The 24,580-nt window shown below is 71.2% G+C and carries 22 protein-coding genes, 1 tRNA gene and 1 CRISPR repeat array; of the genes, 10 read left to right on the forward strand and 13 right to left on the reverse strand.

All coding sequences use genetic code 11. The features are described 5' to 3' along the window. Nucleotides 1-4: 4 nt before the first annotated feature. The 5 genes from recR to DWB05_RS04355 are packed head-to-tail and all read right to left on the reverse strand — an operon-like array spanning nucleotide 5 to nucleotide 4,527. Nucleotides 5-595 (reverse strand): recombination mediator RecR, encoded by a 591-nt coding sequence (gene recR / locus DWB05_RS04335; RefSeq protein WP_114375377.1) that lies wholly within the window; start codon nucleotides 593-595, stop codon nucleotides 5-7. A 37-nt stretch (nucleotides 596-632) separates the two neighbouring features. Then, entirely contained in the window at nucleotides 633-1,373 is a 741-nt protein-coding gene (locus tag DWB05_RS04340) for a hypothetical protein (protein WP_114375379.1), read from the reverse strand. 24 nt (nucleotides 1,374-1,397) lie between these two features. Next, the gene (hslO, locus tag DWB05_RS04345) at nucleotides 1,398-2,345 is read right to left on the reverse strand and encodes an Hsp33 family molecular chaperone HslO (RefSeq protein WP_114376545.1); all 948 of its coding nucleotides are present in this window, start codon (nucleotides 2,343-2,345) and stop codon (nucleotides 1,398-1,400) included. Further along, on the reverse strand, nucleotides 2,342-3,316 hold the full coding sequence (argF, locus tag DWB05_RS04350) for an ornithine carbamoyltransferase (protein ID WP_114376546.1): 975 nt from the start codon (nucleotides 3,314-3,316) through the stop codon (nucleotides 2,342-2,344). Before argF ends, hslO begins: the two co-directional genes overlap by 4 nt. Nucleotides 3,317-3,321: 5 nt before the next feature. Further along, nucleotides 3,322-4,527, reverse strand: coding sequence for an aspartate aminotransferase family protein (locus DWB05_RS04355; RefSeq protein ID WP_198669044.1), 1,206 nt, complete (start codon nucleotides 4,525-4,527; stop codon nucleotides 3,322-3,324). Nucleotides 4,528-4,738: 211 nt separating this feature from the next. On the opposite strand from DWB05_RS04355, the gene DWB05_RS04360 reads away from it, so the two are divergent. From DWB05_RS04360 to dnaQ, 4 genes are all read left to right on the forward strand, one after another. Next, nucleotides 4,739-6,151: a methyl-accepting chemotaxis protein gene (locus tag DWB05_RS04360; RefSeq protein ID WP_114375381.1), complete on the forward strand. Its 1,413-nt coding sequence runs from the start codon at nucleotides 4,739-4,741 to the stop codon at nucleotides 6,149-6,151. Between the two features lie 320 nt (nucleotides 6,152-6,471). Next, nucleotides 6,472-7,332, forward strand: coding sequence for a shikimate dehydrogenase (locus DWB05_RS04365; protein WP_114376548.1), 861 nt, complete (start codon nucleotides 6,472-6,474; stop codon nucleotides 7,330-7,332). Beyond that, on the forward strand, nucleotides 7,329-7,955 hold the full coding sequence (gene coaE / locus DWB05_RS04370) for a dephospho-CoA kinase (protein ID WP_114375383.1): 627 nt from the start codon (nucleotides 7,329-7,331) through the stop codon (nucleotides 7,953-7,955). The genes DWB05_RS04365 and coaE overlap by 4 nt, the downstream gene beginning before the upstream one ends. Further along, on the forward strand, nucleotides 7,952-8,668 hold the full coding sequence (gene dnaQ, locus DWB05_RS04375; protein ID WP_114375385.1) for a DNA polymerase III subunit epsilon: 717 nt from the start codon (nucleotides 7,952-7,954) through the stop codon (nucleotides 8,666-8,668). Before coaE ends, dnaQ begins: the two co-directional genes overlap by 4 nt. A 7-nt stretch (nucleotides 8,669-8,675) precedes the next feature. On the opposite strand, the gene DWB05_RS04380 is transcribed toward dnaQ, so the two are convergent. Beyond that, on the reverse strand, nucleotides 8,676-9,734 hold the full coding sequence (locus tag DWB05_RS04380; RefSeq protein ID WP_157967072.1) for a DUF4189 domain-containing protein: 1,059 nt from the start codon (nucleotides 9,732-9,734) through the stop codon (nucleotides 8,676-8,678). Between the two features lie 34 nt (nucleotides 9,735-9,768). On the opposite strand from DWB05_RS04380, the gene DWB05_RS04385 reads away from it, so the two are divergent. The 4 genes from DWB05_RS04385 (at nucleotide 9,769) to cas2 (ending at nucleotide 15,880) form a co-directional block, all read left to right on the forward strand. Beyond that, a complete protein-coding gene (locus DWB05_RS04385; RefSeq protein ID WP_114376550.1) occupies nucleotides 9,769-11,004 on the forward strand; it encodes an argininosuccinate synthase in 1,236 nt (411 codons plus the stop codon). Between the two features lie 238 nt (nucleotides 11,005-11,242). Further along, nucleotides 11,243-14,593 carry a type II CRISPR RNA-guided endonuclease Cas9 gene (cas9, locus tag DWB05_RS04390; RefSeq protein ID WP_114375387.1) on the forward strand — a complete coding sequence of 1,117 codons (3,351 nt, stop codon included), beginning with the start codon at nucleotides 11,243-11,245 and terminating at the stop codon, nucleotides 14,591-14,593. Beyond that, a complete protein-coding gene (gene cas1, locus DWB05_RS04395; RefSeq protein ID WP_114375389.1) occupies nucleotides 14,590-15,555 on the forward strand; it encodes a type II CRISPR-associated endonuclease Cas1 in 966 nt (321 codons plus the stop codon). Before cas9 ends, cas1 begins: the two co-directional genes overlap by 4 nt. After that, entirely contained in the window at nucleotides 15,515-15,880 is a 366-nt protein-coding gene (gene cas2 / locus DWB05_RS04400) for a CRISPR-associated endonuclease Cas2 (protein WP_198669045.1), read from the forward strand. The genes cas1 and cas2 overlap by 41 nt, the downstream gene beginning before the upstream one ends. Nucleotides 15,881-15,928: 48 nt before the next feature. Then, nucleotides 15,929-18,999: a CRISPR direct-repeat array (repeat unit 36 nt; unit sequence AGTGTAGCGATGCCCGGTGCGGCCGCAAACCGCAGC). Nucleotides 19,000-19,139: 140 nt separating this feature from the next. Here the strand turns inward: cas2 and DWB05_RS04405 are convergent. Then, nucleotides 19,140-19,562 carry a hypothetical protein gene (locus DWB05_RS04405; protein WP_114375391.1) on the reverse strand — a complete coding sequence of 141 codons (423 nt, stop codon included), beginning with the start codon at nucleotides 19,560-19,562 and terminating at the stop codon, nucleotides 19,140-19,142. Between the two features lie 172 nt (nucleotides 19,563-19,734). Between DWB05_RS04405 and DWB05_RS04410 the strand changes: the two genes are divergently transcribed. Beyond that, nucleotides 19,735-20,226, forward strand: a complete 492-nt coding sequence (locus DWB05_RS04410) for a DUF533 domain-containing protein (protein ID WP_157967073.1) — start codon at nucleotides 19,735-19,737, stop codon at nucleotides 20,224-20,226. Between the two features lie 12 nt (nucleotides 20,227-20,238). On the opposite strand, the gene DWB05_RS04415 is transcribed toward DWB05_RS04410, so the two are convergent. The 4 genes from DWB05_RS04415 to DWB05_RS04430 are packed head-to-tail and all read right to left on the reverse strand — an operon-like array spanning nucleotide 20,239 to nucleotide 21,927. After that, the gene (locus DWB05_RS04415; protein WP_114375395.1) at nucleotides 20,239-20,487 is read right to left on the reverse strand and encodes a hypothetical protein; all 249 of its coding nucleotides are present in this window, start codon (nucleotides 20,485-20,487) and stop codon (nucleotides 20,239-20,241) included. Beyond that, nucleotides 20,484-21,347, reverse strand: coding sequence for a bifunctional methylenetetrahydrofolate dehydrogenase/methenyltetrahydrofolate cyclohydrolase FolD (folD, locus tag DWB05_RS04420; protein WP_114375397.1), 864 nt, complete (start codon nucleotides 21,345-21,347; stop codon nucleotides 20,484-20,486). Before folD ends, DWB05_RS04415 begins: the two co-directional genes overlap by 4 nt. Then, nucleotides 21,344-21,640, reverse strand: coding sequence for a DUF167 family protein (locus DWB05_RS04425; protein WP_114375399.1), 297 nt, complete (start codon nucleotides 21,638-21,640; stop codon nucleotides 21,344-21,346). The genes folD and DWB05_RS04425 overlap by 4 nt, the downstream gene beginning before the upstream one ends. Beyond that, nucleotides 21,637-21,927, reverse strand: coding sequence for a YggT family protein (locus tag DWB05_RS04430; protein ID WP_114375401.1), 291 nt, complete (start codon nucleotides 21,925-21,927; stop codon nucleotides 21,637-21,639). Before DWB05_RS04430 ends, DWB05_RS04425 begins: the two co-directional genes overlap by 4 nt. 162 nt (nucleotides 21,928-22,089) lie before the next feature. Here DWB05_RS04430 and DWB05_RS04435 point away from each other — a divergent pair. Further along, nucleotides 22,090-22,165 (forward strand) — tRNA-Ala (locus tag DWB05_RS04435). A 155-nt stretch (nucleotides 22,166-22,320) separates the two neighbouring features. On the opposite strand, the gene DWB05_RS04440 is transcribed toward DWB05_RS04435, so the two are convergent. Further along, nucleotides 22,321-23,637, reverse strand: a complete 1,317-nt coding sequence (locus tag DWB05_RS04440) for an aspartate aminotransferase family protein (protein ID WP_114375403.1) — start codon at nucleotides 23,635-23,637, stop codon at nucleotides 22,321-22,323. A 47-nt stretch (nucleotides 23,638-23,684) separates the two neighbouring features. After that, nucleotides 23,685-24,572, reverse strand: coding sequence for a phosphotransferase enzyme family protein (locus tag DWB05_RS04445; RefSeq protein ID WP_232818380.1), 888 nt, complete (start codon nucleotides 24,570-24,572; stop codon nucleotides 23,685-23,687). Nucleotides 24,573-24,580: the final 8 nt, after the last annotated feature.

Raw genomic sequence — 24,580 nt, forward strand, 5'->3', positions numbered from 1 at the left:
CGGCTCAGAGCGGACGGCGCGCGCGCAGGGCGGCGGCGAGGGTGCCGTCGTCGAGTGAGCCGAGTTCGCCGCCGATCGGCAGGCCGTAAGCAAGCCGCGTGAGCGTTACGGGGAACGCCGAAAGCCGATCGGCCACCAGGTGCGCCGTCGCCTGTCCGTCCACCGTGGCCGAGGTGGCGAGGATCACCTCGCTCACCTCGCCCGACGCCACGCGTTTCACCAGCGGATCGATGCGCAGCTCGTCGGGGCCGCGCCCTGCCAGCGCCGACAGCGTGCCGCCCAGCACGTGGTAGAGCCCGCGATGCGCCCGCGCCCGCTCGAGCGCCCAGAGATCGGCCACCGTCTCGACGACGCAGAGCACGCGCTTCTCGCGCGTCGCATCGGTGCAGATCGAACACGGATCGACACTGTCGAGATTGCCGCAGACGGAACAGGGGCGGATCGTTGCCGCGGCGGCCTCAAGGGCCGCGACCAGCGGCTCGAGCAGGGTTTCGCGTTTCTCGACGAGAGCGAGCGCCGCCCGCCGCGCGCTCCGCGGGCCCAAGCCCGGCAGCCGGGCGAGGGCAGCGATCAGGCGTTCCAGTTCCGCGCCCATGCGCCGACCCTCCGCACCGAGGCAGATGCGACGACGATCAGCGGAGCGGGATGGTTCCGAGCGTGCCGGCAGCCGGCGCGAGCCCGCTCGGCACCACTTGGGGGGTGGGCTGCGGCGCGGTCGGAGACGGGAGCTCCTGCCGCTCGATGCCGCCGCCAGCCGGCGCCCTCGTCGCACCCTCCGGCGCCAGCATGGCGCGCAGGGCGCGGCGCACCTGGAACTCGAACTCCACGTTCAGCCCTTGCGGATCATCCATCGCACTCACCAGCATCTCGTGCCAGACCGCCTCGCGGGCGGCGAGCGAGGTACCTTCCGCCACCGTGCGCGTGCGCGTCACCGTCGCCTGCGCCGTCCCCGATCCGCCCGGCGCCCCTTCCACCTCGAGCCGGACCGAGAGGGTGAGCGTGTAGCGCTCGCTCTGCTGCGTGGTGAACAGGGCGGCGACGCCCCCCTCGCGCGGCAGGCGCTGTTCGATCAGCGACGCCTCGAGGATGACGGCACGCGCCCGCCCCTGCCGGCCCCAGGCCTGCACGCGGTCTTCCAGCATACGCCGCACGGCGAGGCGGGGTTCGATCGGCGCACGGTGATCGACGTATGGGGGAGTGCGTGGCGGCACCCAGGCCTCAAGGATTTCGACCTCCGCGACATCGAGCCGGATCGGCAGCAGGTGCGTGTAGTCGAACGGGCGCAGCACCGGCCTGGGCGGCTCCGCCGGTGCGGCACAGCCGGCGAGGACGGCGCCGATGGCGACAACGAGGGTACGGCGAGATGCAGGCATCGGAGAGGGATCGCTCGTTCCGTTTCAGGCCGAGCCGCTGACCACCGCCACATCGTCGCGGGCGAAGCGGAAGTCGACGTTGCAGAACTCGCAGGTAACCGTGATGGTGCCGTCCTCGGCCATCTCGTCGAGGTCGGCCGCATCGAACCCCGCCAGCACGCGACCGATGCGTTCGCGCGAACAGCGGCAGCCGTAGGAGAGGGGTTTGGGGGCCTGCGCGCGCGGCTCGAGTTCGTGAAACAGGCGCCACAGCAGGCGTTCCGCCGGCAGGCTGTCGTCCAGGAGCTCCTCCAGCGTGACGGATCCTGCGAACAGCGCCGCCTGACGCCACGCCTCGTCATCCTCTTCCGGCGTACGCCGCCGCCCCTCCCCACCCGCGAAGGCGATGCGCTCGCACAGCAGCGCCGAAGCACGCCAACCCGAAGCGGTGGGGGCCGCGGCCAGAACCACCGCGGCTTCCAGCTGCTGGCTGACCGAGAACCAGGTGAGCGCGAGATCCGCGAGCGTTTCGCCCTCGAGCGGCACGATGCCCTGGTAGCGGTCCATCCCAGGCCCCTGGTCGAGGGTGAAGGCGAGATGCCCGCTGCCGAGCAACGCGGCGGCGGAGGGCAGAGGGCCGAGCGCCGCCACCCCGTCGGCCGCCGCCCGCGCATAGCCCCGCAACGCGCCCTGCCCCGTGCAGTCGGCGAGCAGCATGTCGACCGGACCTGAGCCGCGCACCTGCAGCGAGAACGAGCCCTCGAACTTCAGCGCCGCCGCAAGCCCGGCCGTCAACGCCAGCGCCTCGCCGAGCAGCCGTGCCACCGGCTCGGCCAGATCGTGGCGCGTGAGCAGCGCATCGGCGAGCGGGCCGAGGCGAACGAGCTGGCCGCGCACGGGCGCGCCCTCGAGGTAGAACGGGCGGACCGCCGACGGGACGGTCAGGATGGGCGGCGGCGTGCGCGCGCGGGGAGAAGGGCCGGTGCCGCTCACGGCCGCGCCGAGAGCGGTTCGAGGCACCAGGCCAGCACGCCGGCCTGGGCATGCAGGCGGTTCTCCGCCTCATCGAGCACGACCGATTGCGCGCCGTCGAGCACGCCGTCCGTCACCTCCTCGCCGCGATGCGCCGGCAGGCAATGGAGGAAGATCGCGTTCGGCGCGTGGCTCATCAGCGCCTCGTTCACCTGGTAGGGACGAAGGAGATTGTGGCGCGAGGTGCCGGGTGCGTCGCTCATGCTGACCCAGGCATCCGTCACCACCGCATCCGCCCCGCGCACCGCCGCCACGGGGTCTTCGGTCAGCTCGATCGTCGCCCCCTCGTTGCGCGCCCAGGCGATCAGCTCGGCCGGCGGGCGAAGGCTCTCAGGGGTCGCGAGGCGAAGCGTGAAGCCGAAGCGGGCGGCAGCGTGGATCCAGCTGCGCGCGACGTTGTTGCCGTCGCCGCACCAGGCGACGACGCGGCCCGCGATCGGCCCCTTGTGCTCCTCGAAGGTCATCACGTCGGCCATGATTTGGCACGGATGCGACTGATCCGTCAGCCCGTTGATCACCGGCACGGTGGCGGCGGCGGCGAGTTCCGTAAGCTTGGCCGCGCTGTCCGTGCGCAGCATGATCGCATCGACGTAGCGCGACAGCACGCGCGCCGTATCCGCCACCGTCTCGCCGCGGCCGAGCTGCATCTCCTTCGCGCTGAGCACGACCACGTCGCCGCCCAACCGACGCATGGCGACCTCGAAGCTGACGCGCGTGCGCGTCGAGGGCTTCTCGAAGATCAGCGCGAGCGTGCGCCCGACCAGCGGGCGGGTGGCGGCAGGCCCTTCGCCGCGCTTGAACGCGGTGCCGAGCTCGAGAATGCGCCGGAGCGTGCCGCGATCCAGCGCAGAGACGTCGAGGAAGTGGCGCGGCGCCGCCGCGGTGGCGGAGGTCGCGAGCGGCGACGGTCGGAGGGCGGACCGCGGAGCCATGGCCTTCATGCGGCCGCCACGGGCTCGGGCAGGGCGGCGCGAAGCCGCGCGAGCGCGCGATCCAGCAGATCGACCGCCTCGTCGGCCTCCGCCTCGGTGATGATCAGCGGCGGGGCGAGTCTCAGCACGTTCTGGCCGGCGGCGACCGTCAGCAAGCCCTCGGCGAGGGCGCGCGCCTGCAACTCCGTGTTGGTCGCCGGTTCACGCAGCTTGAGCCCGACCAGCAACCCGGCGCCGCGGACATCCTCGATCAGGTCGCCGTGCCGATCCTTGAGCGCGAGGAGGGAGCGCCAGAGGTGGCGCGCGACGCGGTCGACGCGCGCGAGGAAGCCCGGGGCGAGGATGATGTCGAGTACCGCATTGCCGGCCGCGCAGGCGAGCGGGTTGCCGCCGAAGGTGGTGCCGTGGCTGCCGGGCTTGAGGTGCTTCGCCACATGCTCCTTGGCGAGGATGGCGCCGAGCGGGAAGCCGCCGCCGATGCCCTTGGCGGAGGACATCACGTCGGGCTCGATGCCCGCCCATTCGTGCGCCCACAGCCTGCCCGAACGCCCCATGCCGATCTGCACCTCGTCGAGTCCGAGGAGCAGGCCGAACTCGTCGCAGGTGGCGCGCAGGTCGCGCAGGAACTGCAGCGAGGCCGGGCGCACGCCGCCCTCGCCCTGCACGGGCTCGACGATGATGCCGGCGGTGGCGGGGGTGATGGCGTCGCGCACCGCGTTCATGTTGCCGAACGGCACCTGGTCGAAGCCATCCACCTTCGGCCCGAACCCCTCGAGGTATTTCGGGTTGCCGGTGGCGGCGAGCATGGCGAGGGTGCGACCGTGGAAGGCGCCCTCGAAGGTGATGATGCGCCAGCGCTCCGGCCGTCCGGTCTCGGCCATCGTCTTGCGCATCGCCTTGACCATGCCCTCGTTCGCCTCCGCCCCCGAGTTGCAGAAGAACACGCTGTCGGCGAAGGAGGCCTCGACATGGCGGGCGGCGAGGCGCTCGGCCTCGGGGATGCGGTAGAGGTTGGAGACGTGCATCACCCGCCCGGCCTGCTGGCAAATCGCCTGCACCAGGTGCGGGTGGGCGTGACCCAACGCGTTGGTGGCGATGCCGGAGCCGAAGTCGAGGAAGCATCGCCCGTCCGTCGACCACAGGCGCGCGCCCTCCCCCCGCTCGAAGGCGAGGTCGGCGCGGGCGTAGGTCGGCATCAGGGGCGGGATCACGGGCGGTCCACCATCCTCCTCTCGGTTCGCCCCGCAGATCGGCGGGGAAGCCGAGACTGTGGGTCGGGCGGGGGCCGAAGTCAAATGACGGGCGGATGGAACGGCATCGCCACGGATGCGGGCCCCACCGCTGCGGGCGCCGCATTAACCGGCGGTTGAGAGGCGCGTGCGAGGTTCACCGCGAACGCAGAGAGCGGGGATCGAATCGCCCATGACCACACTCGAACGGCTCCGCAACGCCATCGGCTCCGGCCAGGCCGGCACCGCGCCGGTGGCCGCACTCGGGCAGGCCGGCGGCGGACCGGACGGTGGCGTCGCCCGCTTCCTCGACGCCGTGGCGCGCGGCGAATTCTGCGCCGAACCCCCGGCTGGGCCGCATCGCGACGCCTGCGCGCGCCTCGCCGCCGCGCTGGCGCGGGAGGCGGCCGAGAATGCAGCGGAAATCGTCGAGACCGCGATCGTCGCCAACGAGGTGGGCATCGTCGCCGCCCGCCTCGTCACGCCGGCGAAGAGCGTGAGCGAGAGCGCGGCCGCGATGGCGGCGGCCACCCAGGAAATGGTGGCGACTGTCGGCAGCATCGACCAGTCCGCCCGTTCCGCCGCGCAGGCGGCGGAGGCGGCGGAAGCCTCGATGCGCTCGAGCGTGGATCAGACGCGCGCCACCATCGAGGCGATCGAGCAGCTCGCGCGCCTCGTGCAGAGGAACGCCGCCGAGGTGCGCGAACTGGGCAAGGCGTCGGAGGAGATCGGCGGCATCGTCGGGGCGATCGAGCGGATCGCGGCGCAGACCCGGCTTCTTGCCCTGAACGCGACCATCGAGGCGGCGCGCGCCGGCGAGGCGGGGCGCGGCTTCGCGGTGGTGGCGAAGGAGGTGAAGACGCTGGCGCAGCAGACGGCGCAGGCGACGGAGGACATCCGGCGGCGGATCGACGGGCTGCTCTCGCGCGTTGTCTCCGTCGTCGAGAGCATGAGTCGCTGCGACGAGCATGCGCGCGACGGGCGGGCGCGGATGGAACGGCTCGGGGCGGAGGTGCAGGGAGCGGGCGAGCGGATCGACTCCGCGACCCGCAGCATCCGCGAAATCGCGATCGCCGTCTCACAGCAGTCGCAGGCGACGAACGAGATCGCGGAAAGCATCGGCAAGGTGGCGGCGATGGCGCGTGAGACCGCCGCCTCGGTTGAGGACATGGCGGAGTCGTTCGACCGGCTGGACACCACGATCGGCCGGCAGCTGAAGCGCGCCGCCGCGGCCGAGTTCCCCGAGAAGGTGATCATTCTCGCCAAGGCCGACCACGTGATGTGGAAGCGTCGCCTGATCGCGATGGCGGCGGGACGGCTGAAGCTGAAAGCGGAGGAGCTCGCCGATCACCACGCGTGCCGCCTTGGCAAATGGTACTACGGCGAGGGCTCGAAGGCCTTCCGGTGCGAGCCCGCCTTCATCGAGCTCGAGGAGCCGCACCGCCAGGTGCACGAGCACGGCAAAGCGGCCGCCCGCCTGTTCGGTGAAGGCCGAACCGATGAAGCCTTGGCCGAGATCGCCAAGGTGGAGGCGGCCTCGGCCGAGGTGCTGCGGTTGCTTGAAACCTTGCGCCTTCGCGCCCCCGCCGTCGCTCGGGGGGGCTGACGCTGCCAGGCCCAACTTTGGGGGCGGGGCCTCGCGGGCGTTGCGGTCCCAGACGGGAAGTCCCGAGACCGCGTCGGAGCATTTCGGGTCTCGTGGTCCAGGGGTGGGCCCGCGTCCCCGGCAGCAGGGCTGCCGATCTGGCAAGGTGACCGTTGCCCCGTCAGTGCATCTCGGGTGATCGACAGTCCGCCGGAGCCGAGGACCGGTCCCCTCGCGTCAGGGCAAGCAAGAGCGTCAAGACGGCAGCTTGAGCCCCCGTGCGGCTTGCGGAGGCGCTCGGCCCCCTCGCCGCCCATCTGCGTCTCGCCTATCGTCGGCGCATGATCCTCTCCGGCTCGGCCAGGCTCGCCGGCGTGTTCGGCTGGCCGGTGGCGCATTCGCGCAGCCCTCGCCTGCACGGCTTCTGGCTCGACCGCCACCGCATCGACGGCGCCTACGTCCCACTTCCCGTCCGCCCCGATCGCTTCGCGGATGCGGTGCGCGCCCTGCGCGACCTCGGCTTCCGCGGCGGCAACGTCACCATCCCGCACAAGGAAGCCGCCTTCGCCGTCTGTGACCGCGTGACCCGCCGCGCCGAGCGCGCCGGGGCGGTCAACACCCTCGTCTTCGACGCCGACGGCACAATCGCGGGCGACAACACCGACGGCTGGGGCTTCCTCGAATCCCTCCGCACCGCCATCCCCGCCCTCGACCTCGCCGGCCGCACGGCGGTCGTGCTCGGTGCGGGCGGCGCGGCGCGCGCCATTGCCGCCGCCCTGCTCGATGAGGGCGCGCAGGTCGCCCTGGTCAACCGCACGCCCGACCGGGCCGCCGCACTGGCCCGCGCCTTGGGCGGCGCGATCGCCGCGCACGCCTGGGACGCGGTGCACGCTCTCCTTCCGGCCGCCGATCTTCTGATCAATACCACCGCCCTCGGCATGAAGGGCACGCCCTCCCCGGTGCTGCCGCTCGAGCGCCTGCCCGATCACGCGATCGTCGCCGACATCGTCTACGTGCCGAGGCGCACGGGGCTCCTCTGTGCGGCGGAGCGGCGCGGGCTCTGCACGGTGGGCGGGCTCGGCATGCTGCTGCACCAAGCCCGGCCCGGCTTCGCCGCTTGGTTCGGCATCGACCCCGTCGTCGATGCCGAACTCGAGGCCTTCGTCGCCGCCGACATCCCCGAGACGGACGAAGCCGCGTGATCGTCATCGGGCTGACGGGCGGCATCGGCATGGGCAAGTCGACCGCAGCCAAGGTGTTCCGCCGCCTGCGCGTGCCGGTGCACGACGCCGATGCCGCGGTGCATCGCCTCTACGCGAAAGGCGGGGCGGGGGTGGCGGCGGTCGCCCGCCTGGTGCCGGAGGCGGTGGTGGGTGGCGCGGTGTCGCGCGACGTGCTGCGCCGGCACGCCCTCGCCGACCCGTCCCTGCTCGCTCGGCTGGAGGCGGCGGTCCACCCGCTGGTGCGGCGCGAGGAGGCACGCTTCCTCGCCCGCTGCCGGCGCGCCCGTCGCCCGTTCTGCGTGCTCGACATCCCGCTGCTGTTCGAAACCGGCGCCGATGCCCGGGTCGATCTCGTCGTCGTCGTCACGGCGCCGCCCGCGGTGCAGAGGGCGCGCGTGCTGGCGCGCGGCGGGATGACGGAAAACCGGCTCCACGCCATCCTCGCCCGCCAGATGCCGGATTCGGCGAGGCGACGGCGCGCCGACGTGGTGGTGCGCACGGGGCTGTCGCGCCATCACGCCCAGGCGCGGATCCGGCGCCTGGTGGCGAAGTTGCGGGCGGGCGCGATGCCGCTGCGGCGGCGGAGGCGAAGGCGAGGATGAGCGGGCGCGAGGTTCTGCTGGATACCGAAACGACCGGGCTCGACCCGCTGGCCGGCCATCGCATCCTCGAGATCTGCTGCCTCGAGCTGCGCAACCACGTGCCGACGGGGCGGGTGCTGCATCGGCTGCTCGATCCCGGGCGCGACGTCGACCCGGAAGCGGAACGCATCCACGGCTTCACTCGGGCGGCGCTGATCGGCAAACCCGCCTTCGCCGAGATCGTGGACGAGCTGCTCGCTTTCCTCGCCGACGATCCGATCGTGGCGCACAACGCCCCTTTCGACCTCGCCTTCCTCAACGCCGAGCTCGCGCGGCTCGACCTGCCGCCGATCGCCGCCGCCCGCGCGATCGACACCGTGAAGCTCGCCCGCGAACGCTTCCCGGGGCTTCCCGCCAGCCTCGACGCGCTCTGTCGCCGTTTCGGCATCGACACGTCGATGCGCACCACGCACAACGCGCTGCTCGACTGCCAGCTGCTGGCCGAGGTCTATCTCCAGCTGCGCGGCGGACGGCAGCCCGGGCTCGGTCTTGCCGCGCCGCCCAGGCTTCGCCTGCGCGCCATGTCCGCCGCGCCGAGCGAGCGCCGCACGCCGCGCCCGATCGTGCCGAGCGCGGCGGAACTCACCGCCCACCGCGCTTTCGTCGCCACCATCCCGAACGCGCTCTGGGCGCGGCTGATGCCCGAGCTCTACGGCCCGCAGGCGGAAGGCTGAGCGGGCGTCAACACCGCTCCGCCGGCACGGGCCCCGTGGCGAAGGCGAGAAGGCAGGCGCCGAAACGCTCGGCGAAGCGCCAGCCCTGGCCTGCCCCGTGCCCCTCGAAGCCCTCCGGCCGATCGATCAGCAGTACGGCCTCGAGCCGGGGCGCCATCCGCTCGCGCACGATCCGCGCCCGCCCCTCCGGGTCGAGCACGAACGGATCGTTCGCGAACTGGACGAAGGCGAGCCGCGCCGCCGGCGCATGCATCCGCCCGGCGATGGTGCGGAGCTGGTCGGTCTGCGCGAGCAGGTTCAGGGATCCACCCTGGCCGTGCGCGGCCGGCGCGATCGCGATCGCGACGTCGGCAAGCCCGGGCCGATCCAGCACCTGCAGCGCGTTCCACCCGCCGCGCGACTGTCCGCCCACCACGATGTGGCGGTAGCCGAGGGCCCGCAGGCGGGCGAGACCGTCGCGCAACCAGCCGGCGGCGCGCTCCGTCTCGTCGCTGTTCGGGTGGCGGTCGAAGCGGAACACGTCGTAGCCGGCGAGATTGAACCGCCGCACCCACGTCTGCGGCTGCAGCCCTCGCGGGTCGGCATCCGCGCTGCGGCCGTGGCCGAACACGATGGCGCCACGCGCCTCGGCCGGGCCACGCCAGAGATAGCGTGCATCGGGCACGATCTCCCACCCCATGCCGCCGATGCCGATGGCAGCCGGCGCGTCCTTCGGCGGCGACCAGGCCCGGGCGGGGTCGACGATGGCGAGATCGACCGCGAGCAGCCGACACGCCGCTCCCGCCCGCCGCCCGCAGTTCTGCAGCGCCTGCTGCTTGGCCTCCTCGAGGGAGCGATGGTTCCAGGCCGCCCCGAAGGCGCCACCGGGGCCGACCGCGAAGGCCCGGTGCACGTCGAAGGCGATGAAGCGGGCCCACAACGCGCGCGCCTCCGCCGAGAGCCCCGGCGGGCCGGCGGGGTCGGCAATCGGCGGCGACTGCCCGCGGACCGACCCGCCCCAGGCGCCCAAAGCGACCACCAGGGCGACCATCGCCCCGGCCTTGTGCCACGCTGTCCTCGCTGGCATGGTCCCGGCTCCTCGCAACCCACACCCCGTTCCGATCATGCGCAAACCGGTGAAGAAAGTCGTGCTCGCCTATTCGGGCGGGCTCGACACCTCCGTCATCCTGAAGTGGCTGCAGACGACCTACGGGGCGGAGGTGGTCACCTTCACCGCCGACCTCGGCCAGGGCGAGGAGCTCGGCCCCGCGCGCGACAAGGCAAGGCTCCTCGGCATCAGGGAGGAGAACATCTTCATCGAGGACCTGCGCGAGGAATTCGTACGCGACTTCGTCTTCCCGATGTTCCGCGCGAACGCGCTCTACGAGGGGGTGTATCTGCTCGGCACCTCGATCGCGCGGCCGCTGATCGCCAAGCGGCAGATCGAGATCGCCGAAGCGGTCGGGGCGGATGCGGTGGCGCACGGGGCCACCGGCAAGGGCAACGACCAGGTGCGCTTCGAGCTCTCCTACTATGCGCTGAAGCCGGACGTGACGGTGATCGCGCCGTGGCGGGAGTGGGAGCTCAGCTCGCGCACGGCGTTGCTCGATTTCGCCGAGAAGCACCAGATCCCCATCAGCAAGGACAAGCGCGGCGAGGCGCCCTTCAGCGTGGACGCGAACCTGCTGCACTCCTCCTCGGAAGGGAAGATCCTCGAGGATCCGGCGGTGGAGCCGGACGAGATCGTCTATCAGCGCACCGTCTCGCCGATGAGCGCGCCCGATCGCGTCACCGAGATCGCGATCGACTTCGAACGCGGCGATGCGGTGGCGCTGAACGGCGAGCGCCTCTCGCCCGCCACCTTGCTCACGCGCCTCAACGCGCTCGGGCGGGAGAACGGCATCGGCCGGGTCGATCTCGTGGAGAATCGTTTCGTCGGCATGAAGAGCCGCGGCGTCTACGAGACGCCGGGCGGCACGATCCTGCACGTGGCGCACCGGGCGATGGAGAGCATCACGCTCGATCGCGAGGTGGCGCACCTGAAGGACAGCCTGATGCCGCGCTATGCCGAACTCGTCTATTACGGTTTCTGGTTCGCCCCCGAACGGCGCATGCTGCAGGCGGCGATCGACGCGAGCCAGGAGCACGTCACGGGGCGGGTGCGGCTCAAGCTCTACAAGGGCAACGTGATCGTCGCGGGGCGCGAGAGCCCGTACAGCCTCTACGCCACCCGCTACGTCACCTTCGAGGACGATCAGGGCGCCTACGACCAGAAGGACGCTGAAGGGTTCATCCGCCTCCAAGCGCTCAGGCTCCGGCTCGGCGCGATGGCGGGGCGGCGCGGCGGGGCGCTGTAGCGGCAGCGCAACAGGCCGCCGAAAACACGACCCCCGCGCGAGGCGGGGGTCGACGGGCCCGATCGTCCGCGGGAGGCCCAGCCCGCACCAGGTGTGGACGTTTTGTTTTGCCTGCGGCAAGCGGCCGAGCGCGAGCGGGGCGAGGGTTGCCTTCGCCGCGACGGCCGGCGCCACACCGGGCATCGCTACACATCCATTACACTAACGCGTCTCGAGGCCATGTCCAAGGGAGGCGGCGGTGCGGACTTCGTGGGGATTCGATCTCGGTGTGGCGTCAGTCGGCTTCGCCGTCGTGTGCTGGGACGGCTGGCGAAGCCCCGACGGTGAGGGGGAGATCCTCGCCCTCGGCGTGCGCGCCTTCAGCGAGACGCGCGACGAGAAGAGCAAGGAGCCGCTGAACGCCGAGCGGCGGCGGAAACGGCTCATGCGGCGTCAGGTGCGGCGGCGGCGCTGGCGTCGCGTGCATCTGCGCGCCCTGCTCGCCGAAGCGGGGCTCCTGCCGGGAAAGGACGCCACGCCGCCGCAGGGGCAAGACCCGTACGCGCTGCGCGCCCGTGGGCTCGCCGGCCCGCTTGGCGCCGAGGAGGCGGGCTGGGCGATCTTTCACCTTCTCAAGCGCCGAGGCTTTCTCGGCAGCCGCAAGGTCGGTCCGCCGACGACGGAGCCGCTGGCCGCGAGGGAAACGCCAAAACGCGGCAGGCGCCGGAAGACGGAGGAGAGCAGTTCCCAGTCCGCCTCCGCGGGCACACAGGCCCGTGACAGCGACGAGCGGGAGGCGGAGGAGCGGGGCAAGGCCCTCGCCGCGCGGCTCGCAGGTCGCCCGCTTGCCGTCTTTCTCCAATCGGACGAGCACCTGAGACCGAAAGGCGAGGAAACCCCCGTGTGGGACCTCGCTCGCCGCCGTGGCGTTGGGCAGACGCGCGACATGGTGCGCGCGGAGTTCGAGGCATTGTGGGCGGAACAGGCGCGCCATCATCCAGGGCTCTTCACCCCCGCGCTGAAGGCGCGGATCGAAACGGTCGCCCTCGCCCAGCGCCCCACCTTCTTCCGCGCCCGCTCCTTCGGCGAGGACGATCTCGAACCCGGCGAGCCGCGTGCCCTGAAGGCGCACTGGCTGGTGCAGCGTTTCGAGACGCTGCAGCTCGTCAACTCGCTGCGGCTCGAAGGCGGCAACCAGCGCCGCCTCGACGCCGAGGAACGCGCCAAGGCGCTTGACTTTCTCGAGCGCGTCGCGCGGCCGACCTGGAAAGGACTGCGCGATGCCATCGGCCTCTCCCGCGCCGAGCGGTTCACCCACGAGCGGGGAGCGAAGGAGACGCTGCGCGGCAACGCCACCGAAGCCGCGCTGCGCACCGCGCTCGGCGAGACCTGGGATCGCCTCGAGCCCGGCTTGCGCGATGCGATCCGCCGCGAGATCGGGCCGGCCTGGCATCGCATCGAGTATCGGCCGGTGAAGGGAGGCGGCATCCTCGAGATCCGCGACTGGCAGGGCATCGCGCAGGAGAGGGCGAAACTCGCCGAACGCGCGCGGGCGGAGTGGGGCCTCGCGCACGAGGAGGCGGAGCGTCTCGCCGCGATCTCGCTCCCCGACGGCACGGCGCGGCACAGCCTGAAGGCGATCGAACGCCTTCTCCCTCACCTCGAGGCGGGCCTGACCTACATGGAGGCGGTCGAGCGGGAATACGGCTCACGCCGCGACGCGACCGCCCCCCTTCCCGCCCTACCCGGCCCCAACGCCGGAGAGCTGCACAGGATCGGCGACCCGGTGGTGCGGGAACGGATGCGCGCTCTGCTCGCCGGCATCCGCAACCCGACCGTGCTGCGCACCCTGGGCGAGTTGCAGAAGGTGGTGAACACGCTCCTTCGCGTTTACGGCAGGCCCGACGTGATCCGGCTCGAATTCGCCCGCGGGCTGAAGGAAGGGCCGAAGCAGCGCGACGAGACCGACCGCGCCCAGGCCGACCGGGAGCGGCTGCGCAAGCAGGCGCGCGAGGAAGTGCGCAAGCTCGGCAGGCCCGCCGAGGGGCCGGAAGGGGAGGAGAACGTCCTGCGCTGGCTCCTCTGGCACGAGCAAGGCGGGGTTTCGCCCTACTCGGGCGAGCCGATCGGGGCGGCGGAGGCGTTGGATGCCGCCGCCACCCAGATCGACCACATCTTCCCCGTCAGCCGCAGCTTCGACGACTCGCAGGCCAACAAGGTGCTGGTGTTGGCGGGGGAAAACGCCGCGAAGGGTCGGCGTACGCCCCACGAGTGGCTCTCGGCCGACGCGGACCGCTGGACCCACCTCACCCAGGTGGTTTGGCCGAGGATGGTGGAGGCGGGCTGGCCGGAGGCGAAGCGGCGGCGCTGCCTGAAGGCGGCGCTCGAGGACCCGGAGGCCGACGCGGAGGGCTTCACCGCCCGCCAGCTCGTCGACACCGCCTACATTGCGCGCGCCGCCAGGGACTATCTCGGTCTCCTGTTCGGCGGCGGGCAGGCCGGGCTGAATGCGGTGCAGCCGGTGTCCGGCCGCGCCACGGCGCTGCTGCGCCGTGCCTGGGGCGTGGGGCTCGGCAAGCTGCTCGGCGGGGGCGACGAGGGCGACAAGGTGCGCGACGACCTGCGCCACCATGCGGTCGATGCCCTCGTCGTCGCCCTGACGGAACCGCGCACCGTGCAGGCGCTGTCGCGCTGGTGGCAGGTGAAGGAGACGGGGCTTCGTCCGCCGCCGTTCGACTTCCCCTGGCCTGGCTTCCGGGAGGAGGCGAAGGCGAAGGTGGCGTCGATCCTGGTCAGCCACCGCGTGCAGGCGAAGCTTTCTGGTCCGCTGCACGAGGAAACCCGCCTCGGCGACACGGGCGAGCGCGAGCCGGACGGATCGGTGATCTACGCCAAGCGCAAGCCCGTGGCGGAGTTGACGGCGTCGGAGATCCTCGGTGGGCGGGACGTCTGGATCGCCGATGCCGGCGTGCGGCAGGCCATCCTCGACCATCTCGCCCGCCACGGCGTGGTGCTGGAGAGGAGGAAGCGCGGGGCGGAGAAGGACGCCAAGGCCGAGCGCGAGCTCAAACGCCTGCTCGCGATGGAGATCCGGCTGCCGCTGCGCGAGGAGACGAAGCGTCGTTGGGCCGACCATGGCGTGGCGGCGGAAACGGGTCCGATCATCAAGCGCGTGCGGCTGAACCTGCGCCGCAAGGACGGGGTGATGCCGGTGCACAGGCACAAGAATATCCACGCCGAACTCGGCCCCGGCACCAACGACCACATCGCCATCTACCGGGACGGGGAGACGGTGCGCTTTTTGGTCGCGACCAAGCGCGAGGCCTATGAGCGGGTGCGGCGCGGCGAGCCCGCGGTTCTTCCCGTTCACCCCGAGGGTGGGCGGCTCGTCATGGCGCTCAGGCCCGGCGATGTGCTGCGGCGGGAAGTTGATGGGGCGCAAGCCTTCGTTTTGGTCCGAAAGTTCAATGCAAACGGGCGCATCTTCTATAAAGTGCTCCATTCTTCCAAAGAACCTAGACCAGAGGTTTCGTTTGGTCCGAGTTGTGTGCGCGATGGCTGGCGCAAGGTCGCGGTCGACCCCATCGGCCGCTGGCGGTTCGCCAAATGACGCGCACCGTCGTCGTCTCCTCCCCCGCCCGGCTGTCGCTCCGTCATCGCCAGCTCGTGGTGGCTCGGGCCGACGGCTCCTCGCCCACTGTGCCTTTGGAGGACCTTGCCCTTCTTCTCGTCGAGGAGCCGCAGGCGACCTACACCCACGCCCTGCTGGCGGCGCTGATGGAGGCGAAGGCGGCGCTCGTCGTCTGCGGGGCCGATCACATGCCGGCCGGCGTGCTTCTGCCCTACCAGGCCAATGCACTGGCCGGCGAACGGCAGCGCGCCCAGCTCGGCTGCCCCCGGCCGCTCGCCAAACGGCTGTGGCAGGCGATCGTCGCCGCCAAGCTGCGTCGCCAGGCCGACCTGTTGCGCCGGGCGGCGGGCAGCGACCTCGGCTTGGCCGCCATGGCGCGGCGGGTGCGCTCCGGCGACCCGGAAAACCTGGAGGCCCAAGGCGCACAGCGCTATTGGCCGGCCCTGTTCGGCTCCGGGTTCCGGCGCGACCGCACCGGCGAGGGGGCGAACCGGCTTCTCAACTACGGCTACGCCGTGCTGCGCGCCGCCACCGCCCGCGCCGTGGTCGCGGCCGGGCTGCTGCCGGCCTTGGGCCTCTTCCACGCCAACCGCGGCGACGCCTTCGCCCTCGCCTCCGACCTGATGGAACCCTACCGCCCGTTCGTCGACGGGGTGGTGTGGGACCTCGCGCAAGCGGGCCGCGCGGAGGGTGCGCTCGATCGCGAGGTGAAGGCGCATCTCCTCGGCGTGCTCAACCTCGCGGTCGGCATCGAAGGCAAAGCCATGCCGCTCGGCCTGGCACTCGGGCGAAGTGCCGCCTCGCTTGCGGCGAGTTTCGGTGCCCGCCGAGTGCTGCTGCGCCTGCCGGAAAACGCGGAGGGCCTGCCTGCCGCCGACGGCGGAGATGACGGAGGGTCCGATGGCGACGCTACCCCGCCCGAAGCGGCCCCCGCTCCTTAACCCAATCGCCTGGCGCACCGTGTGGGTGTTCGCGATGTTCGACCTGCCGGTGGAGACGCAGAAGCAGCGCCGCGACTATGCCCGCTTCCGCAAGGACCTGCTGGCGGATGGGTTCACCATGATGCAGTTCAGCATCTACTTCCGGCATTGTGCGAGCCTCGATTCGGCCGAGGCGCACATTCGCAAGATGGGCGCGCGGGTGCCGCCCGAGGGCGAGGTTCGGTTCCTGGTGGTGACGGATGCGCAATTCGCCCGCATTCGGGTGTTCGCTGGAAAACGGCGCAGGCCGCCCGAGACGCCGCCGGCGCAGCTCGAGTTCTTCTGAGCTGCGCCGGCGATTTCTCCTGCCCTCTCAACAGCTTGGCCGGAGGGCAGTGTAGCGATGCCCGGTGCGGCCGCAAACCGCAGCCGAAATGTTCCATCATCGCGACAAATAACTAGTGTAGCGATGCCCGGTGCGGCCGCAAACCGCAGCACAAAGCCCCGCACCAAGAGCAAGCTCCGCAGTGTAGCGATGCCCGGTGCGGCCGCAAACCGCAGCTGTCGCCCCACGGGATGGGCGCGCCGCGCCAGTGTAGCGATGCCCGGTGCGGCCGCAAACCGCAGCCTCCAGCCGCTCCGCCAACAGCACGTCCACAGTGTAGCGATGCCCGGTGCGGCCGCAAACCGCAGCAGACTTCCGAGTGGCACGCTGCGCGCGCGGAGTGTAGCGATGCCCGGTGCGGCCGCAAACCGCAGCTTTCAGGTTGATCGAGCGCGGGCCGAATTCAGTGTAGCGATGCCCGGTGCGGCCGCAAACCGCAGCATCCCCGAGCTGGTGCGCTACGTGCGTGACAGTGTAGCGATGCCCGGTGCGGCCGCAAACCGCAGCTCCGCGCAACGTGCCGTCGGACAGCATGAAGTGTAGCGATGCCCGGTGCGGCCGCAAACCGCAGCCAGAACGGGAGTGTTCTTTCGAAGGAACGAAGTGTAGCGATGCCCGGTGCGGCCGCAAACCGCAGCGCGTCGCCTGCGGCGATGCGGGTCCTCCATAGTGTAGCGATGCCCGGTGCGGCCGCAAACCGCAGCGGCAGATGACCCCTGGGTCGACGCCCGGTGAGTGTAGCGATGCCCGGTGCGGCCGCAAACCGCAGCGCGTCGCCTGCGGCGATGCGGGTCCTCCATAGTGTAGCGATGCCCGGTGCGGCCGCAAACCGCAGCTGGCCGTGGTCGCTATCGCGGTCGGGCGCGAGTGTAGCGATGCCCGGTGCGGCCGCAAACCGCAGCCCGCCCGAACCGTGCCCGAGGCAGCGCGACAGTGTAGCGATGCCCGGTGCGGCCGCAAACCGCAGCTTCCGGAGAGATTCACCCGGAATTGGTAGCAGTGTAGCGATGCCCGGTGCGGCCGCAAACCGCAGCCCGGGGCAATTGGTGGTCCAGAATGGAACAAGTGTAGCGATGCCCGGTGCGGCCGCAAACCGCAGCTGCGGGCATCGGCGGGCGGCGCGGGGAAGGAGTGTAGCGATGCCCGGTGCGGCCGCAAACCGCAGCTGATCGAGGCGGCGGCACTCGCCGCCTTCGAGTGTAGCGATGCCCGGTGCGGCCGCAAACCGCAGCGCCTGTCGGCGGGGGATCGTGCCACCATCGAGTGTAGCGATGCCCGGTGCGGCCGCAAACCGCAGCCCAATCGGGGCATGCAGTCATGAACGCGGAAGTGTAGCGATGCCCGGTGCGGCCGCAAACCGCAGCCGCGGCCGCCGCTTCCTGCGCCTCGAGGCAAGTGTAGCGATGCCCGGTGCGGCCGCAAACCGCAGCGAGAGGGATAGAGGTCGAGCACCCGCGCCAAGTGTAGCGATGCCCGGTGCGGCCGCAAACCGCAGCTACGCGGAGCGGCGCCAGCTGATCGGCTGAAGTGTAGCGATGCCCGGTGCGGCCGCAAACCGCAGCCATCGCGGCGGTCTCGTTCTCTGCCATCGTAGTGTAGCGATGCCCGGTGCGGCCGCAAACCGCAGCTCCCAGGCGGGGTCGCCGCTGCAAGGGGCAAGTGTAGCGATGCCCGGTGCGGCCGCAAACCGCAGCTTGTTTTGTTCGATACTCCCAGCCCGGCGGAGTGTAGCGATGCCCGGTGCGGCCGCAAACCGCAGCTGGCACGATGACAAGCGAGTGCAGCATCAAAGTGTAGCGATGCCCGGTGCGGCCGCAAACCGCAGCTCGGCGGTCTTGTTTTCGTCTAATCCCCAAAGTGTAGCGATGCCCGGTGCGGCCGCAAACCGCAGCTGGCACGATGACAAGCGAGTGCAGCATCAAAGTGTAGCGATGCCCGGTGCGGCCGCAAACCGCAGCTACTATCGGACTGGCACGCAGGGGAGGTCGAGTGTAGCGATGCCCGGTGCGGCCGCAAACCGCAGCCAGATCAAGTAGCAAACGCGTTCGCGATGAAGTGTAGCGATGCCCGGTGCGGCCGCAAACCGCAGCCAACGTGGTGGATCGCCAATCTTGATACGCAGTGTAGCGATGCCCGGTGCGGCCGCAAACCGCAGCCGAACTCGAAGATCGTGGGCGGCCACATCAAGTGTAGCGATGCCCGGTGCGGCCGCAAACCGCAGCGTGAAACGCTGAAAGGAGTCATGACCTATGAGTGTAGCGATGCCCGGTGCGGCCGCAAACCGCAGCGGCGCGGCGGCGGATGAATACGTTGCTCGTAGTGTAGCGATGCCCGGTGCGGCCGCAAACCGCAGCGCACCAAGGCTTCCATCTTTTCGGTGCGCCAGTGTAGCGATGCCCGGTGCGGCCGCAAACCGCAGCGCAAGCGAGGGCGGCTGAGATGCCGGTCGGAGTGTAGCGATGCCCGGTGCGGCCGCAAACCGCAGCGCCCCAGGCTCGGGCGAACGCACCGAACTGAGTGTAGCGATGCCCGGTGCGGCCGCAAACCGCAGCCGAGAGGATGGTGAGGGCCTCCGCCGCAGCAGTGTAGCGATGCCCGGTGCGGCCGCAAACCGCAGCGTGGCAGCCGCAGAGCCCTTCGGGCAGCGGAGTGTAGCGATGCCCGGTGCGGCCGCAAACCGCAGCTTGGCGCAGCGGGCGGCGCCTCGGCGGCAGAGTGTAGCGATGCCCGGTGCGGCCGCAAACCGCAGCTGGGGGTCTCGACGAAGTCGCGCCAGATCCAGTGTAGCGATGCCCGGTGCGGCCGCAAACCGCAGCAAGCAACATCTCATCCCGATCCGTCGCTTGAGTGTAGCGATGCCCGGTGCGGCCGCAAACCGCAGCTCGTCGGCCCCTGGGCGCGGCGCAAGCTCGAGTGTAGCGATGCCCGGTGCGGCCGCAAACCGCAGCTGCGCGCGCTCGGCCGCCTGCACGACGAGGAGTGTAGCGATGCCCGGTGCGGCCGCAAACCGCAGCTGCGGGCATCGGCGGGCGGCGCGGGGAAGGAGTGTAGCGATGCCCGGTGCGGCCGCAAACCGCAGCGGCCGGTCCGGCAGGCCGCCGGTGCGGCCCGCCAGCCCGGCAGGGCGCTCCGCGCCCCGGCAACCACGGCAGCCCTACAGCCCCTTCTCCAACACCTCGACGATCTGCCGCGTCCAGTACGGCACATCCGCCGCGTTGGTTCATGCCCGCCAGCGCAACGACAGCACGCCGTTCTCGAACAGCGGGTGCTCCTCCCACGGCTTGTAGGCCACGACGACGCGCTTCAACCCGGCCCGCAGCGCATCACGCCCCATCTCATCGCGGTCAATCGCCTTCAGCGCCTCGATCAGGGGAAGGAAGTAAATCGCGGTGAAGAACTCCGGTTCGGTGAACTGCTCGCCCTGACCGATAAGCGGCTCGACCACCACGTTCTCCCAGTCGATCTCCACCGGAAGCTCGAACCCGGCCACGCGGTGGATCTCCCGCAGCAACCCCGGCAGCACGCGCTCCTGGTAGGCCGCGATGCCGCGCCGATCCACGAGCCCCAACCTCTGCTGACCAGCGGCCGGCCCGACCACTGCCAGGGACAGAATGCGCACCATCATGCCGCGTCGTGCAATCATCGCCTCGCTCCTTCCCGCCACGCCTGTCACCGAACGGCAACAAATCGGCACGGACGTGGAATGACCGCACGAAGCGAGGCGCAGGACCAAGGGGCCACGTGTGCGCCTGACTCAAATCAAGGCCGACCCGAAGCCGCCGCCGCAGTGTGGTGGAATGAGGGAGGACGATCCGATGAACAGCGCCACCCCTGTCGCCGCATCCTTGGCGGGCCGCATCGCCGAACGCGCGCGCCACATCGTCGCCACCGAGCAGGCGGAAGGCCACGACGGCACGCTGATGCCGCACGGGCCTGCCGCCACCGATCACAGCTTGCGCCTGATCCGGGCGATGATCGCGGCGGCGAAATGCGATGGCGCGCTGACGGAAGCCGAACGGGAACGTCTGCTCGATCGCATCGGCTCTGCCGAGTTCCACCCCGACGTGATGGACTGGATCGAGCGCGAATTCCGCGCCCCCCTCGACATCGAAGCGGTGGTGGAGGGCTGCTGCGAGTCCCGCCTGCGCGCGGTCGAGCTCTACATCGCGAGCCTCGAGGCGATCGATCTCGCGCATGCCGAGGAGCACGCCTGGCTGCGTCGCCTCGCCGGCCGGCTCGGGCTCGAGCGGGCGCTGATCGACGCCATCCACACCAAGCACGGCGCCCCGCCGCTCGACTGGGGCTGACCTGCCTTCCCCTCAGCCCCGCGAGTCGTCGCGGTCGCGACGCTCAAGCAACCGCTCGAGCTTCTCCGCGAGCCGTCTCTGCCCGATGCCGATCGCGCCGAGCGCGAACAGGGTGAGCGCGGTGACCATGCCGGAGCCGGCGTAGAGCAGCCGCCCCGGGTTCCACTCCGGGCCGAGAACGGGGGTCGCCTTCAGCGCGAGATCGAGGCAAGCGATCAGGGCAACGACCGCGATCACCTGCAGGGTCCGCCAGCCGATCATGCCGCGGACCCCACCGCGCCCCCCCGTCGCGCGAGCGCGGCGGCGAGGGTGTTCTCGAGCAGGGAGGCGATCGTCATCGGCCCCACCCCGCCCGGCACGGGCGAAATCCAGCCCGCGCGCGGCAAAGCCTCGGCGAAGGCGACGTCGCCGACCAGCCGCCCCTCGCCGGTCCGGTTGATCCCGACATCGATCACCGCCGCCCCCGGCGCGACCCAGTCCCCCCGCACGAGCTCCGCCCGCCCGACCGCGGCGATCAGGATCTCGGCCCGGCGGCACTCGGTGGCGAGGTCACGGGTGCGGCTGTGCGCGAGGGTGACCGTTGCATCGGCGAGCGTGAGCAGGGCCGCCATCGGCCGGCCGACGATGGTGGAGCGGCCGAGCACGAGGGCGCGCGCCCCGGCGACCGGCACGCCCGCCTCGCGCAGCATGGTCATCACGCCCTTCGGCGTGCAGGGCACGAGGGCGGGTTTGCCGATGGCAAGGCGGCCCGCGTTCAGCGGATGAAACCCGTCGACGTCCTTCGCCGGGTCGATCGCTTCGATCACGGCCTGGGGCCTGATCTGCGGCGGCAGGGGGAGCTGGACCAGGATCCCGTCCACACCCGGGTCGTCGTTCAGGCGCCGGACGACGGAGAGGAGGGCGGCTTCGGAGGTGTCGGCGGAGAGGGCGATGGTCTGCTCGCGGAAGCCTGCTTCGGCGGCGGCGCGCGTCTTGTTGCGCACGTAGAGGCGGCTGGCCGGATCCTCGCCGACGATGACCACGGCCAGCGAGGGCACTACGCCGGCGGCGCGGGCCTCCTCGCGCACGCGGGCCCGCACCCGCGCGGCAAGTGCCCGGCCGTCGAGCACGACCGCGGTCATCGTGTGAGGGCCTGGAAGCGCGCGGCCAGGGCGGTCGGGTCGCCCGCAATGCGAACCAGCTTGTCGCGAGCGCTGGCCCCTCGAACGACGCGGCAGGCGGCGGACGGCACGCCGAAGGCGTCGGCGAGCAAGGCGCAGAGGGCGGCATTCGCCCGGCCCTCCTCGGGCGGTTCGGTGACGGCGACCCGCAGCGCGACACTGCCGTCGGGCTTCACTGTTCGGCCGAGGACACCCGCCTTGCGGGCGCGGGGCGACACGCGCACCGGGAAGAAAAACGCATCGGGCAAGGTCACCGCAGAGCCGGAACGATGGTGGTGGCGAGGAAGATGCGCAGGAATTGCAGGAGCAGGATCAAGACGAGCGGCGAGAGGTCGATCCCCCCCAAGTTGGGCAAAAAGCGGCGGATCGGCGCCAGCAGCGGCTCCGTCGCCCGATGCAGGAAATCGCCCACCGTCCAGACGAACCGGTTGCGCGTATCGAGAATGTTGAAGGCGAGCAGAATGGAGAACACCGCCGCGATGATCAGCAGCCAGATCATCAGCTCGAGGACGGTGTCGATCAGCCAGAACAGGGCATACATCGGGTGGAGTCCGGCGGTTGGCGGGCGGGCGGACCCTAGCGGCGGGGGCTCGGCCGATGCAAGGCATGCCGGGCGGAGGGCATGGCGTGGCGGCAGACGAGGCAGACCCGCGGTGTTCTTGACTTGTTGTTCGCTCCGCCCAATACACCGAGGCTCGGAGGCGGGGCTGTAGCTCAGTTGGGAGAGCGCCTCGTTCGCAATGAGGAGGTCAGGGGTTCGATTCCCCTCAGCTCCACCACCCGCCCAAGCCGCCCTTCTTTCACCCGGTTGGCCACGGGCCTTCCCGCTTCCGCCGCAATGGACGACCGACGCCTGGACCGGTGCAGGGACGGCAACGCAACGCGCCGGCGCATTGCTCGACAGCACCGCGCCCGGCGGGCGTGAGCGTCGGGATCAGCCGAGGGCGCGCTGCGCCACCGCAGCGAGGGCATCGCCAAAGGCGTCGAGGAAGAACCCGGCCTCCTCTTCACTGAGGCAGAGCGGAGGGCGGATCTTCACCGTCTCGCCGTAACGCCCTGCCGCCCCGACCAGCACACCGCGCTCGCGCAGCGCATCCACGAGTGCCTCCACCCGGGCGGGCGCGTCGTCGCCCGCGAGTTCGACCCCGATGAACAGGCCGGCGCCACGGACAGCGGCGATGAGCGGCGAGCGTTGCGCCATGGCGAGCAGGCCGGCCTTCAGCTGGTGGCCGCGGCGGGCGGCATTGGCGATCAGCCCCTCCTCCTCGAGCACGTCGAGCACGGCGTTCCCGACCGCCGCCGCCACCGGCGTCGCGGCGAAGGTGTTGAAATACCCCGCCCGCTCGCACAGGGCGGCGAGGAGTTCGTGCCGTGTGGCGACGGCCGCCATCGGGTAACCGTTGCCCATCGGCTTGCCCATGGTCACCACGTCCGGCACGACGCCGTGGCGGGCGAACCCCCACATCCCCTGCCCCGTCCGCCCGAAGCCAGGCTGCACCTCATCGGCGACGAACAACCCACCATGCCGGCGAACCATCGCCACGGCAGGAGCGAGGAAGCCCGGCGGATCGACATGCACCCCGTCCGAGGAGAAGACTGTGTCGCAGATGAAGGAGGCGAGGCCGTAGCCGGCTTCCTCGAGGCTCCGCGCAGCGAGCGCGATCGCCTGCGCGAAGCCGGTGGCGACATCATCGCCGGAGTGCGCGGCCGACGGCGCGGGAACGAGACGAACGAACGGCGGCGGCCCACCGCGCTTCCAGGACGCCGGCGAAATCTCCGTCACGGCCGCAGTGTTCCCGTGATAGGCCGTCTCGGTGACGATGACGCCCTGGCGGCCGGTTGCGGCACGGGCGATCCGCAGGGCGAGATCGTTCGCCTCGCTGCCGGTGCAGACCAGGACCACGTTCTCGAGGGCGGCCGGCAGGGTGGCCTTGAGGCGTTCCAGGTAGCGTTCCGTCGTTTCGTTCAGGTATCGGCTGTTGATCGCGATCTCGCCCGCCTGGCGCGCAAGGGCGGCCACGACCCGCGGATGGGCGTGACCGAGCGGGAAGACGTTGTTGTAGGCGTCGAGGAAGCGCCGACCATCCGCCGCCTCGACCCAGGCACCGCGGCCGCGCACCAGAACCAGCGGGTCGCGGTAGAACAGCACCGTCGCCGCCCCTGTGTTGGCGAGGCGGCGGGCGAGCAGATCGTGCGCCTCGCCACCGCGGAACGCGTTCATCTCCAGGATCGTCTTCGGCCGCGCGGTCATTCCCCGACATCCTCCCGCTCGACGCGCTCCCTGGCGAAGGCTCCGTCTCACCGCCGCTGCAGGTAGCGCTCCGCCAGCATCACCGTGCCCGCCGTGTAGCGCTCGAGCCCGGCCTCGCGCGCCGTCGGCGTCTCGGCGTGGCTCGCGATCCAGGCGGTGAGCAGGATCCGCCGCAGCATGACGAAATCTTCCAGCATGGCGCGATCCGCAGCCTCCAGCGGAGCGACCCGAGCATAGCCCTCGACCCAGGCCTCCATCAGCGCGGGCACGATCGGATCGTGCTCGAGGAAACTCACCGCGGCGGCGAAATCGTAGGCGAACCAGCCGTAGCCGCAGTCGTCGAAGTCGATGACGCCGATCCTCTCCTCGTCGACGAGGAGATTGGCCAGCCGCAGATCGGCATGAATGAGGCCGAACCGATCCTCCCCCGTGCCGTAGGCGGCAAGTCGCTCGGCCAGCCGGGCGACGGCACGGGCGAGTACCGCTTCGCCCTCGCGCTCAAGGCCCAGGGCAGCGCGCCAGGGGCCCCAGTGCGGCGATTCGCCGAGCGTGGTGGCGAAGTCCCAGCGCTTGCGCCGAAACCCTGCCGGCGGCCGCCAGGCGCGGGCGTGAGCGTGCAGCCGGGCGCTGATTTCGCCGAGGGTGCGGAACCCATCGACCAGCGCCTCGTCGGCCGACGGCTCCCGACCGGGCAGGAAGGAGAAGGCCGCCAGCGCCCGCGTCTCGCCGCCGTCGGCGACCGCGATCACGCGTTCGCCCGCGCGCGTGCGCAGCACCTCGGGCGTGGTCACGATGCGGTCGCGCCGCAACGCCTCCAGCCAGGCGAGTTCGCCCTCGATCTCGTCGAGCGTGTGGTAGCCCGGGCGATAGACGCGGATGATCACGGGCTGGTCGCGGTCGGGGTCGTCGGCGCGGAAGGTCGCGTTCTCCGACACCGTGATCA

Source organism: Elioraea thermophila (ex Habib et al. 2022) (assembly GCF_003336755.1).
Taxonomy (GTDB): Bacteria; Pseudomonadota; Alphaproteobacteria; order Acetobacterales; family Acetobacteraceae; genus Elioraea; species Elioraea thermophila.